This window comes from Litchfieldella xinjiangensis, from assembly GCF_000759345.1.
In the GTDB taxonomy this organism is placed as follows: Bacteria; Pseudomonadota; Gammaproteobacteria; order Pseudomonadales; family Halomonadaceae; genus Litchfieldella_A; species Litchfieldella_A xinjiangensis.
On record NZ_JPZL01000002.1, the window covers coordinates 751,340 to 763,012 of the forward strand.

Genomic DNA, 11,673 nt, shown 5'->3' on the forward strand with positions numbered 1-11,673 from the left:
TGCGCTTTATCGGTCACTTGCAGTCGTCTGTCTTGCGAGCCTAGAGCGTGGCATCGATAAATGAAATTCCGGTTCGTTTAATTTCATGTAACCCGTTGCTTAACTTTCACGATGGGGCTGGCTATTCTCGACGCGTACAGGTTGGGCGAGGGGAGACCGATGTCGGCAAGAAAGGACGCCTTGGCGGGTCAAATGAGCGACGCGGACCTTCGTCTGCTTCGTATCTATAAAAAGGTAGTGGAGTGCGGGGGATTTGCCGCCGCCGAGGTGGAGCTGAATATCAGTCGTGCGGCCATCAGCATGGCCATGAACGATCTCGAGACGCGTCTCTCGTTGCGCTTGTGCCAACGCGGACGCAGCGGCTTTTCACTGACCGATGAAGGGGCGGAGGTCTATGAAGCCACGCTACAATTATTGGCGGCGACGGAGGGCTTTCGCACTCGGGTCAATAGTCTGCACGCCTGGCTCAAGGGCGAGCTCAATATCGGTATAACCGACAATCTCGTCACCATGCCGGAAATGCACATCACCCATGCTCTGAGTGCGCTCAAGAAGCGGGGCCCCGATGTGCACATCAACATTCGCATGATTCCGCCCAGCGATATCGAGCTGGCCGTGCTCGATGGCCGCTTGCATACCGGTGTGATCCCGGCCTTCAAGACCCTGCCTGGGCTGCATTATCTTTCGCTCTACGAAGAAATCTCTGAGCTCTATTGCGCCTCGGACCACCCACTGTACGAAGCCGAGAACGTGACTGAGGCGCAGCTGGCAGAATGTGAAGCCGTGCTGCCGGCCTATGCGCAGTCGCCTGCCATCAAGGCGTTGCATGACCCGCTCAGGACGGCTGCCTCCGCCACCGACCGGGAGGGCATCGCTTTCCTGATCCTCTCCGGGCGCTATATCGGTTACCTGCCGACCCACTACGCCCAGCGATGGGTTCGCGACGGCAGAATGAAGGCCTTGAATCCGGGAAAATTTCGCTATGTCACCCGCTATAGCTCGATTACCCGCAAGGGGGCTCCGCCCAACCGAGTGCTGGAATGCTATCTCGAAGAACTCGAGCGGCTGGTAGGGGCTTCATCAAGGGCATGACCCAAACGATGGCAGGGCAGGGCGCGTTGCTTTAGATGGACTCGAGGCGGCGGGTTTATCTCACACGGTCAACGCCTTATACTATTGCGGCTTTTCTTCGGCCCCCATAGCTCAGCTGGATAGAGCGTCCCCCTCCTAAGGGGAAGGTCTCAGGTTCGAATCCTGATGGGGGCACCACTGCTCGCTACGCCTACATAACCGCCCCCACGCTTAACGCCGCATAGGCGGGCTTCACCAAGCCCATTGGTTTCGTACCATGTCACTGGGCTACGCCAAGCCGTTTAGGGCAGGACAGTCATTTTTGCATGTTGACCCACCGCCTCAGGGAAGTCCGGTTGACTTCCGCTAACAGCGGTAATTGTGGGCAGGCGTAAACAACCCGATATGGGGAAGCCATTCGCATTATCAGCCATGTATGCCGTGGCGATGTACTTCATAGTTCCAATCACTAACATCTTATTATGCATAACCTTCTTTTTCATTAATTGATACAAATCAATTGTTGTTGGGGTAATGCTGTATTAAATAATGTAATTATTTCGTTTTGTTGCACTCAGACTGTTTGACCCTGCCTAAGCGGGAACCCTATAGTGTGTCCAAACCCAGCGCAGCGGTTCGGTAGAATTACTGCCATGAGCGATAAGATGCAGGGGCAGGTGGGTTGATTATGATGATTACTTGCGCCTGTTTGTTTCTAAAAGGACGTAGCCTTGGAAAAGATATTTAGAATACTCAGCTACGTGGTTCTCGTGCTTATGTTACTAGCGATCATTTATGCTGGGGTGATCGGTGTCACCTATTGGACCGGCATCGGCGTTTAAAAGGCACGGGAGCCTTTCATGAACAGACGACAGACCCGCTTGTTCGCTATCGGTTCGACAGCGCTTGCGACAATAGTATTCGTTGGGTTAACGATCGATAGTCATCGCCAATTCCCTGAGTTGACCAATGCAGACACGATTACTCCGGCCGTGACTCGCGGCAAGGATGTTTGGCATGAATATAACTGCATCAACTGTCATACCCTTTTTGGCGAAGGGGCGTATTATGCGCCCGACCTGACGAAGATAGCGCAGCACCGTGGCGAGCCCTACTTGACTGCCTTCCTCAAGGACCCCTCGCAGTTTTATGACGAGCAGCGTCATCGGCGATTGATGCCGAACCAGGATCTTGACGACGAGGAAATCGCGAGTCTCATCGCCTTCTTTGAATGGGTCGCTAACGTGGATAACCAGGGTTGGCCGCCTCGGCCGATTCTCGTCGCAGGATCGTCGATTCCCGGCACCAGCATGACGCTGGCTCAGCAGGATGCCTCAGGTCCTGGCAGTACAGACGAAACATTGCCTCCCGGTTCACGCCCCGTCAGTGAAGAAGACGACCCTGTTGCCTTGGGGGATGCGCTGTTCAACAGCGCTACGCCTACCTGTAGCGCCTGCCACTCCATTGCTCCCGGGGTGAATCTTGCAGGCCCTTCATTGGCGGGTATCGCCTCGCGGGCTGAGCAAATCATCGGCTCGGAGGAGTATCAGGGTGATGCGGATAGCGTTGAGGCCTATATCAGGGAGTCGATTGTTGCTCCCAGTGCCTATCTCTTCCCCGGCGAGATGTATTCCGCCAACGGCACGTCCTTCATGCCGACGACCTATGCCGAGTCCCTGACATCCGAACAGGTCGATCAACTGGTCGCTTACCTGTCGACATTCAAATAACAGTCATTCCGGCAAATGCCATGGAAGTCAGACTAGCTATTTTCTGCAGGAGTAGGCCATGCGCTACAAGTCTCAATCAGTCGCTTACTGGTATTTTGCCGTCGCGATGGCACTTTTCGGACTGCAGCTCGTATTCGGTCTGCTGTCCGCTGCCAAATACCTCGGTCCCGATCCGCTGCTTTACATCCTTCCTTTCGATGTGACCAAGGTCATCCATACCAACCTGTTAATCGTCTGGGTGCTCACCGGTTTCATGGGGGCCACTTACTGGATGGTCCCCGATGAGTCACGAACCGAGTTGTACAGTACCCGATTGGCCTATATCCAATTGGGGCTCTGGACTGCCATGGGCGTCACGGCAATTATCGGTTATCTATTCCGCTATGGTACTGGCAACAAGCTTCTTGAGCAGCCTCTACCACACAAGATCGTTATCGTGATCTGCATGTTGATCTTCCTCTACAACATCGGCATGACGATAAAGAAATCCGGTCGCTTCACGACCACAGAAGGCGTTCTATTGCTTGGCCTGGCCAGTGCTGCCGTTCTTTATATACCGGCTCTACTGCACTATGAAAACTATACGGTTTCTATCTATTATCGCTGGTGGACCATCCATCTCTGGGTCGAGGGTGTCTGGGAAATGATCCAGGGGGGCTTTCTGGCCTATCTATTGATTCGACTCTCGGGGGCGGATCGTGAGGTGATGGATAAATGGCTGTACGTCATCGTCGGCCTGGTGTTCATCGCGGGTATCCTGGGTACGGCCCACCATTATTACTGGGTTGGCGTACCGTCGTACTGGCTGCCGATTGGCGGTTTCTTCAGCGCGTTGGAGCCGGTCGCCCTGGTGGGCATGGCCATGTATGCCTACTATGCCATGCGCCGCTCGGGGCTGGCACACCCCAATAACCTGGCCCTGCATTGGACCATTGGTAGCGCCGTCTTCACGCTGTTCGGGGCGGGTCTGCTGGGCTTCGCCCATACCTTTCCTAGCGTCAACAAATGGACCCATGGCACCCTGATCACCGCCATGCATGGCCACGCGGCGTTCTATGGTGCCTACGCCATGATCATCATGGCAATGATTACCTATGCCTTGCCATCCCTGACCCGAGGACGAAGCGAGGATAGCAATAGCCTTGGCTATTGGGCTTTCTGGCTCCAGCTGGCAGGCATGTTCGGTATGACACTATCCTTTGCCACGGCAGGTATCGGTCAGGTCTATCTCGAACGCATCCTTGGCCTGGGTTATCTCGACACCCAATTGAAGATACAGATTCACTTCCTGATGCTGGTGGCGACGGGGTCTATCTTCGCTGTCGGGGTGGGGCTGTTCATCTACGATTTCTTCCGTCTTCCGCCACGACTCAGTGTCGACCGGGACGATCCGGCGCTTAGCACCCAAGCGGTAAGGTAGCATTATGATGGAGGGGGCCGAATCGACACTGAAACGCCTTGATAGCGAGCCTTTACAGCCCGAGGCCGAACCCTGGTACGAGCCTTGTGGGGACGAAGTATCCATCTTCGAGCAGTGTCATGCCCACCAGCTGGCAGTGATGCTCAAGGGGCCCACCGGCTGCGGCAAGACGCGTTTCGTTGAGCACATGGCATGGCGTCTCGGCCGGCCACTTATCACCATCTCGTGCCACGATGACATGACGGCCAGCGACCTGATCGGCCGTTTCCTGATTGGTCATGAAGGCACGCGCTGGGTTGATGGCCCATTGACCCGGGCGGTACGAGAGGGCGCAATCTGCTATCTGGATGAAGTGGTTGAAGCGAGACAGGACACGGTCGTTGTGCTTCATCCGCTGACCGATCATCGACGCATCCTTCCGCTGGACAAGACCGGCGAAACCATCAATGCCTCTCCCCATTTCCAGCTTGTCGTCTCCTATAACCCGGGCTATCAGCGCATGCTCAAGGACCTCAAGCCCAGTACGCGGCAGCGTTTCGTGGCCCTGGACTTCGAATTTCCCAAGCCTGAGCAGGAAATCGCAATCGTCATGCACGAGAGCGGGGTTGACCGCGCTACGGCTCAGGCGCTGGTGTCGCTCGGCCAACGCCTGCGGGCATTACAGGACCGAGGCTTGGCCGAAGTGCCAAGTACACGACTCTTGATTGCTACAGCCCGATTGAACGCCAGTGGCATTCCCATCCGTACGGCCTGCCAGGCGGCGCTGATCTCGCCACTCTCCGATGATGCTGCGTTGGTGGGAGCCATGCGTGACCTTGTCGAGATGACGTTTGTCTAATGGCCGAAGCTGAAGACGTCATCACTGACGTTGCCCGCCACGCAACGGTGTACGCTCAAGGGCTCTGGCGCCGGTACAGGGCACCTCATGACACCCCCGGCCCCATCGGACTGGAGGACGTGGCCGAACGGCTTGAACTCTTGTTACAGGCCGCCTTCGGTAATACCCACTCATTACGTATTGCCCAGCCTCCCGCACCGCCTACCTTGCTGGATAAACTGTTCCGGCGCGGTCAGCGGCCCCGCCGGCAGTGTGCCGTACCCGCCACTGACGGCGTCCAGATTTGGCTACCTGCACACTTGGGCATCCACGACTACGCCTTGGCGCTGGCGCGCTATCGGACCATGGCCTTACAGCAGGCGATACGTGCCCAACGGGGAAGCGCCCCCTATGCACACACACTCGATACCCCCTTGAAGCGTCACCTCTATCTGATTTTTGAGGCGTGGGCTGCCGATGCCGAGCTTGTAAAGCACCTCCCAGGCATGGCGCTCTCGATCAACGACTTGAAACAATACGCACTGTCAACAAGGCCTGCGCTAAAGCTGTTCCCGGGGGCCCGCCAGCCACTGGAGAGTGTTCTGCGTCAGGTATTGGGTGGGGGTGGGCTCGCTGGGGAAATAGCGCCCCCCGCGGCGCCCCTCGATTCGGCCGCCTTGGCTGAGCGAATGTCGGCTCAACTGAGTTCGGGCTCGATACCGAATGCTCAGCAACAATCGCTATTGCTCGATTATTGGACAGGGGACTTGCGACAACCTCCTTCGCGCCAGGCAGATGACTCCACCTACGCCGTCGACGAACCTGAAGATGACTTGGCACTTACCCGTAGCGCTCGTCTTGAGCGACGCCCCGAGGTGCGAGAGGCCCGCGAAGACGAAGACGAGGAGCAGCAACCCGGCCTGTGGATGGTGCAATCCGCACAGCCACAGGAGCATGCCGAGGACCCGATGGGAATGCAGCGCCCCGCCGACCGGGACCAGGCGACTCCAGCCGAGGATTTCGCGGATTCCCTCTCTGAGTTGAATGAAGCGCGCCTGGTAACCACCCCCGGTAGCCCCAAGGAAGTGCTGCTAGCCGACGATCCGCCCGAAACGAGACCACTGAACCAGAGTGGAGCGGGAGATCATTCCCAGGCCCGCTTCAACTATCCCGAATGGGACTACCGTGCCAGGGCCTACCGCAACCCGGGCGCCTCCATCCATCTGCTCGAGACGCCTTTGGGCCGCCAGCGATGGATCGATGAAACGCTTGAAACCTACCGCTCGTTACTTGATTCGATCCGCCGTCAATTCGAAATGCTACGGGCCCGTCGGGTACGGCTGCGTCGGCAGCTTGACGGTGACGAAATCGATCTTGATGCCTATCAGGATGGCCTGGCCGACACCCGGGCGGGGCTGAGTATGCCCCAGGCGGTCTACCAGACGCAGCGTACGGACAGGCGAGACATGGCCATCATGCTGCTGGTCGATGCCAGCGGCTCTACCGATAGCTGGCTGTCCAAGAATCGCCGCATAATCGATGTGGAGCGAGAAGCGCTGCTTTTGGTATGCCTGGCGCTGGAAGGGCTGGGAGAGCCCTACAGTGTCCAGGCCTTTTCCGGTGAAGGGCCACAGACGGTCACGATACGTAGCCTGAAGCGTTTTGATGAGCGCTATAGCGCTGAGGTGGGCAGACGGATTGCCGCATTGGAACCTGAACGTTATACGCGCACAGGTACTGCGATACGGCATGCCAGCACGTTATTGATGCAGGAGCCGGCGGAGCATCGGTTACTGTTGCTCCTGTCGGATGGCAAACCTAACGATATGGATGAATATGAGGGTCGGTACGGTGTCGAGGACACGCGCCAGGCAGTGACGGAGGCCAAACTGCAGGGAATATACCCGTTTTGCCTGACTATTGACCGCCAGGCCGCCAGCTATCTACCTGTCGTGTTCGGCGCACAACAGTATGCACTCCTGACAGAACCCGAACGTTTGCCCAGTGTCCTGCTGACGTGGCTCAAGCGCTTGTTGACGATCTGACCATCGATGATGTCATTTCTTGCCATGAGCCAGGGAAGAGCGGGGCCAGCCAGATCTTAATCGGCGTTGCACCAAGCGTACTGCGGCGGTTCGTGTAAACGTCAGCGTAAATATTTATCTTTATCTTTTGGATGACTCAGAATGCGCAAGCGCTCGGCTCGGTCGCAGCCAGCTTTTCGGTTGCCTGCTCATATCCTCTTCTTCCCCGCGGCGAGCCTGTATGCAGCGCTGCTGGCGCCCTTGTCGCTACTCGCGATGTTCGATGCCCCTGGACTCTTTCCAGGGCTGGCTAGTGGACTCGGCCATGCTCGGGAACTGCTATTCGGCTTCGCCCTGGCGGTGATCGCGGGCTATCTGCTGGGACCGGTAACGCCGCAGCGCCTGTTCGTGATGTTCTTCCTGTGGTTGGGGGCGAGAATAGGCTATCTCGTTACTCCAGCGAGCCTTACGCCCGCGTTACTTGGGGCAACATTCGCGATCGCCTTGGGCATTCTCATTGCCCCACGTTTTCTTGCCGCAAAGAAGTGGCGCAACCGCATCACGGCTCCCTTGCTGATGGCCATTTGTCTTGCTGCGGCGGCAGCCTTTGCAGCGAGGTATAGCGACGTAGGGGGCGGGCTTCAGTACGGCCTCATCCATCACGCTGTTCTGCTGGTGGCGCTTCTCATGGTCTTCATGGGCGGAAGGGTGATCGCTCCGGCGATGGCGGGATATCGTCTCAACCGGGGAAAAGCCATCGAGGCTCGAGTACAGCCGCGTATCGAGGGGCTGCTGATAGTAACGCTGGTCCTGGCTATTCTGCTTATGGCCTGGCCCGCCGGCCGGGCGTGGGCTGGCCTGCTCGAGACGATGGCGGGGCTACTAGCATTGATACGTCTACTGCGCTGGCAATTGTGGCATTGTCTTCGCCGGCCGGACCTGATCTGCCTTGGCATCGGCTATGGCTGGCTGGCGATTGGCCTGACGATCACTGGCCTCGCGCAGTGGCTTGGTCAGGGAACGCCGGCACTGACGCATCTTGTCACACTGGGCGCGCTGGGGACCCTGACGGGAGCCGTCATGTTGCGCGTGGCTGTGCTGCAGGCGAAACCGCGGGCCGAGGCTGACCTGGCCGGTGAATGCTGGATCGTGACATTCACCGTTCTGATCGCTATCGCGACTTTAATGCGGGTCGTGGCACCGCAGCTGGGGGACCTTTATCTTCCATTTTTATGGGGAGCTGCCCTGGCCTGGAGCCTGGCTTGGTTACTGGCAGCACATCGGTTGCTCCAGACAGGCTATCTAACGCTACAGCGCCGCCTCTCACGCTCCACCTGAAATAGTCCCGGGCCGGCCTGCGACAGTTTGAAAACCATAGCTGCTCCCGTGGTAGCCAGTAATCTTCCAGTGCCTCGACGAGCCGAGATTCTTGGTTGGCGAACGGCTTCACCTTAAGGTATATTCAAATTACATCTTTAAGGAGTGCGAAACGATTCACTGCTTAGCCAAGGATCTCCCATGGTTCTGCGATGTAAATCATCCTGATTACCGGGGGCAGCATGCGATATTGGAGAAAGAAGACTTCAGCATTAGATAGCAAGCAGAGCATTCGGCTCGATGCCCTGACCCATGAGCGTAACCTGCTGCAGGAACGTGTGGAGTCACTAGAGGCCGAGAAAAAGATGCATGAACATCTTTTCCAGAATCTTACCGGCTTCGGGGACTCCGTCGTCGCATTGCGCGAATCCTTTTCCGAACTCTCGTCGCTGTTGGTTGATAATCAGAAAATCAACTCTTCGACGGCCAATGAATCGCTACGTAGTCAGGAAGACCTGAGTTCCATGGTCGTCGAGCTCCGCTCCCTCAATGAGCGGATCAGCAAGACGGCAGAGCAAGTCACCGTATTGCGAGGCGATGCTGGCGATATCAGCATGTTTGTCGCCGCTATCGAAGAAATCTCCCTGCAGACTACGCTACTCGCTTTCAATGCAGGTATCGAAGCAGCCCGAGCCAGCGAGGCCGGGCGCGGTTTTGGCGTCGTGGCCTCCGAGATCAGAAGCTTGGCATCTCGTACCAATTCGGCTACTGACGAGATCCGCGGCCTCAACAGCAATATTCTGGACCAGGCGGGTGTTGTCGATAAAGACGTCGGTAATAACGCCAAGGAGGCAGAGCGGCTCAGTCTCAAGGCCAGTCAGGTAATGCAGCGCACCAAACAGCTATTGACGCTGATAGTGGAGAGCAGCCAAACGCTTTCGTTTGCGGCGATGCTAAGTGAAATCGAACTCGCCAACCTCGAAGAACTGGAAATCAAGCTGGAGGTCTACCGTATCTTCATGGGGCTTTCATCGACAACCGCGGCAGATCTGCCCGATGCAACACAGTGCGCCTTCGGTCAATGGTACTACCAAGGTACAGGCAACGCCCAATTCGTCGCGGACCCAGATTTCCAGGCATTGGAAGGCCCGCATCGGGAAGTACATGTGCAAGCCATAGAGGCCGTAAAGCACTTCCATTCCGGTGATAACGAGCTTGCCATGGAGGCGCTGGCAAAGATGGAAGCCGCCAATCTGGATGTAATGACTCGACTGAGAGCGGTAGTTCATAAACAACCTAAAGTAACGGCGGAGTCCAAGGCCAGCCTGCCAAGGTAAAAAATGAGTATGGCGTTATAAGTTGGCGCGCGGGTTTACTAAGTGAACTGTGATAGTTCTCTGGCTGCCTGATATGGCCGGTGCACTTCACGCAGGAGGAAGCATGAACTCTTTATTCGCTGATGAACATAAGGCACTTGCTCTCTCACGTTACATGCTGGCTTCCGGGGCGGCATTGTTGATTATCGGCATCCTTGGCGGCTATGTTTTCGATTCGATATTGACGCTACCAGCCCAAGTATTTTCCCACATCTTGGTTATTGCGGGTCCAACCCTAGTTAAAGTGGGCTATGTGATTCGGCTGAATGCGCTGGCACGGTGTGCCAAGAGTTTTAATTAATGGCATGACGAATCGGGTCATGGGCTGACACCATCGAGCGCTAGTCAAAAATGGCCCACCTGGAGGGGCGGCCACAGGCTCTAGAACCAGTGGGTGTGGCTTGCACACGGGGGCTCAGCGCGTTTGAGTTACCTTGCGTCGCGTTCAAGTAACAATTGCTAGCGCAAGCTTTCGTCTATGTGGCTTCTGATCGTTGCATTCTGTCTCGTGATGCACCATCGTTGTGCACAATTTTCTCCCGACTCGCGTTAGGTATCCCACAATGTCCTATGTCCACGATACTATCGTCCAATTGCAAAAAAGCAGTCCGGCTCAGACTGAGTTTTATCAGGCGGCAGAAGAGGTGCTGGATTCATTGCGTCCGCTCTTGGAGCTGAACCCTCGGTACCACCAGCACAAAATCATTGAGAGAATAGTCGAACCAGAGCGGCAAATCCTGTTTCGCGTTTGCTGGGTTGACGATCGTGGCGAAGTTCAAGTCAACAAAGGGTATCGGATACAATTTAATTCGGCACTCGGACCTTACAAGGGTGGTCTGCGGTTTCATCGAAGCGTAAACGCCAGTGTCATTAAATTTCTCGGTTTTGAGCAGATATTTAAAAATGCGCTTACAGGCCTACCCATCGGTGGGGGTAAGGGCGGTTCGAATTTCGACCCCAAAGGCAAGTCAGACGCTGAAATCATGCGTTTCTGTCAGGCATTCATGACGGAGTTACACCGGCATATCGGGCCCACGACTGACGTGCCAGCGGGGGATATCGGTGTTGGAGGCCGTGAGATCGGTTACTTATATGGTCAATATAAGCGGCTAACGACCCGCCATGAAGGCGTTCTTACCGGGAAGGGCCTGGACTGGGGCGGCTCCCTTGGGCGTAAGGAGGCGACCGGCTATGGCGCCGTTTATTTCGCGCAGAACATGCTGAAGTCGCTTGGTGAAGATATCGATGGCAAAACCTGTCTCGTCTCGGGGGCAGGCAATGTCGCGATCTATACCATCGAAAAGCTGTATCAACTTGGCGGTCTGCCGATTACCTGCTCCGACTCTCAGGGCGCGGTATATCACCCGCAAGGCATCAACCTCGATACGCTCAAGCTGATAAAGGAAACTCGGCGTAGCTCATTGAGAGAGTACGTGGAGCATCATCCAGAAGCCACCTATGTCGATGTCGAAAGTTATCCTGAGGACGGCCACGCCGTATGGCGCTACAAAGCCCACCTTGCTTTTCCTTCTGCCACCCAGAATGAATTAACCGAAGCGGATGCATTGGCCCTGTTAGGCAATGGTGTCTTCTGCATAAGCGAAGGCTCGAACATGGCTTCTACGGCCAGTGCTGTTGACCAAATTCTCCAAGCTGGAATCGCCTATGGTCCAGGTAAGGCTGCCAATGCAGGCGGTGTGGCGACGAGCCAGTTGGAGATGGCACAGAACAGCAGCATGCAGCAATGGACCATCGAGAAGGTGGATAAGAAACTGATGAGTATCATGCACGATATACACCATCGCTGTGCCAGTACCGCCGAAGAGTTCGACCAACCGCATAACCTTGTCCTGGGCGCTAATATCGCCGGTTTCCGTAAGGTGGCCGATGCGATGATCGATCAAGGGGTGTATTGATA

9 protein-coding genes and 1 tRNA gene are annotated in these 11,673 nt (G+C 56.2%); all 10 read left to right on the forward strand.

Annotated features, from left to right (window positions below; translation table 11 throughout):
* The first annotated feature begins 159 nt into the window (after positions 1-159).
* The 10 genes from JH15_RS10825 (at position 160) to gdhA (ending at position 11,671) form a co-directional block, all read left to right on the forward strand.
* Positions 160-1,092 carry a LysR family transcriptional regulator gene (locus JH15_RS10825; RefSeq protein ID WP_043530113.1) on the forward strand — a complete coding sequence of 311 codons (933 nt, stop codon included), beginning with the start codon at positions 160-162 and terminating at the stop codon, positions 1,090-1,092.
* A 100-nt stretch (positions 1,093-1,192) separates the two neighbouring features.
* Positions 1,193-1,269, forward strand: a tRNA-Arg gene (locus JH15_RS10830).
* 662 nt (positions 1,270-1,931) lie between these two features.
* Entirely contained in the window at positions 1,932-2,801 is an 870-nt protein-coding gene (locus tag JH15_RS10840) for a c-type cytochrome (protein ID WP_043530117.1), read from the forward strand.
* A 58-nt stretch (positions 2,802-2,859) separates the two neighbouring features.
* Positions 2,860-4,221, forward strand: coding sequence for a cbb3-type cytochrome c oxidase subunit I (locus JH15_RS10845; RefSeq protein ID WP_043530119.1), 1,362 nt, complete (start codon positions 2,860-2,862; stop codon positions 4,219-4,221).
* Positions 4,222-4,225: 4 nt separating this feature from the next.
* Positions 4,226-5,059: a CbbQ/NirQ/NorQ/GpvN family protein gene (locus tag JH15_RS10850; protein ID WP_269319789.1), complete on the forward strand. Its 834-nt coding sequence runs from the start codon at positions 4,226-4,228 to the stop codon at positions 5,057-5,059.
* Positions 5,059-7,083, forward strand: coding sequence for a nitric oxide reductase activation protein NorD (locus tag JH15_RS10855; protein WP_043530122.1), 2,025 nt, complete (start codon positions 5,059-5,061; stop codon positions 7,081-7,083). Before JH15_RS10850 ends, JH15_RS10855 begins: the two co-directional genes overlap by 1 nt.
* A 141-nt stretch (positions 7,084-7,224) precedes the next feature.
* Entirely contained in the window at positions 7,225-8,400 is a 1,176-nt protein-coding gene (locus JH15_RS10860; RefSeq protein ID WP_043530123.1) for an NnrS family protein, read from the forward strand.
* Positions 8,401-8,621: 221 nt separating this feature from the next.
* Positions 8,622-9,716, forward strand: coding sequence for a methyl-accepting chemotaxis protein (locus JH15_RS10865; protein ID WP_081948986.1), 1,095 nt, complete (start codon positions 8,622-8,624; stop codon positions 9,714-9,716).
* A gap of 103 nt (positions 9,717-9,819) precedes the next feature.
* A complete protein-coding gene (locus JH15_RS10870) occupies positions 9,820-10,056 on the forward strand; it encodes a hypothetical protein (protein ID WP_043530125.1) in 237 nt (78 codons plus the stop codon).
* A 262-nt stretch (positions 10,057-10,318) separates the two neighbouring features.
* Complete coding sequence (gdhA, locus tag JH15_RS10875; RefSeq protein WP_043530127.1) at positions 10,319-11,671, forward strand: NADP-specific glutamate dehydrogenase; 1,353 nt, start codon at positions 10,319-10,321, stop codon at positions 11,669-11,671.
* Positions 11,672-11,673: the final 2 nt, after the last annotated feature.

What these genes read in the sequence shown, in the direction of transcription:
- JH15_RS10825 (WP_043530113.1), top strand. Translation starts at nt 160, where the DNA reads ATGTCGGCAAGAAAGGACGCCTTGGCGGGTCAAATGAGCGACGCGGAC.
- JH15_RS10840 (WP_043530117.1), top strand. Translation starts at nt 1,932, where the DNA reads ATGAACAGACGACAGACCCGCTTGTTCGCTATCGGTTCGACAGCGCTT.
- JH15_RS10845 (WP_043530119.1), top strand. Translation starts at nt 2,860, where the DNA reads ATGCGCTACAAGTCTCAATCAGTCGCTTACTGGTATTTTGCCGTCGCG.
- JH15_RS10850 (WP_269319789.1), top strand. Translation starts at nt 4,226, where the DNA reads ATGATGGAGGGGGCCGAATCGACACTGAAACGCCTTGATAGCGAGCCT.
- JH15_RS10855 (WP_043530122.1), top strand. Translation starts at nt 5,059, where the DNA reads ATGGCCGAAGCTGAAGACGTCATCACTGACGTTGCCCGCCACGCAACG.
- JH15_RS10860 (WP_043530123.1), top strand. Translation starts at nt 7,225, where the DNA reads ATGCGCAAGCGCTCGGCTCGGTCGCAGCCAGCTTTTCGGTTGCCTGCT.
- JH15_RS10865 (WP_081948986.1), top strand. Translation starts at nt 8,622, where the DNA reads ATGCGATATTGGAGAAAGAAGACTTCAGCATTAGATAGCAAGCAGAGC.
- JH15_RS10870 (WP_043530125.1), top strand. Translation starts at nt 9,820, where the DNA reads ATGAACTCTTTATTCGCTGATGAACATAAGGCACTTGCTCTCTCACGT.
- gdhA (WP_043530127.1), top strand. Translation starts at nt 10,319, where the DNA reads ATGTCCTATGTCCACGATACTATCGTCCAATTGCAAAAAAGCAGTCCG.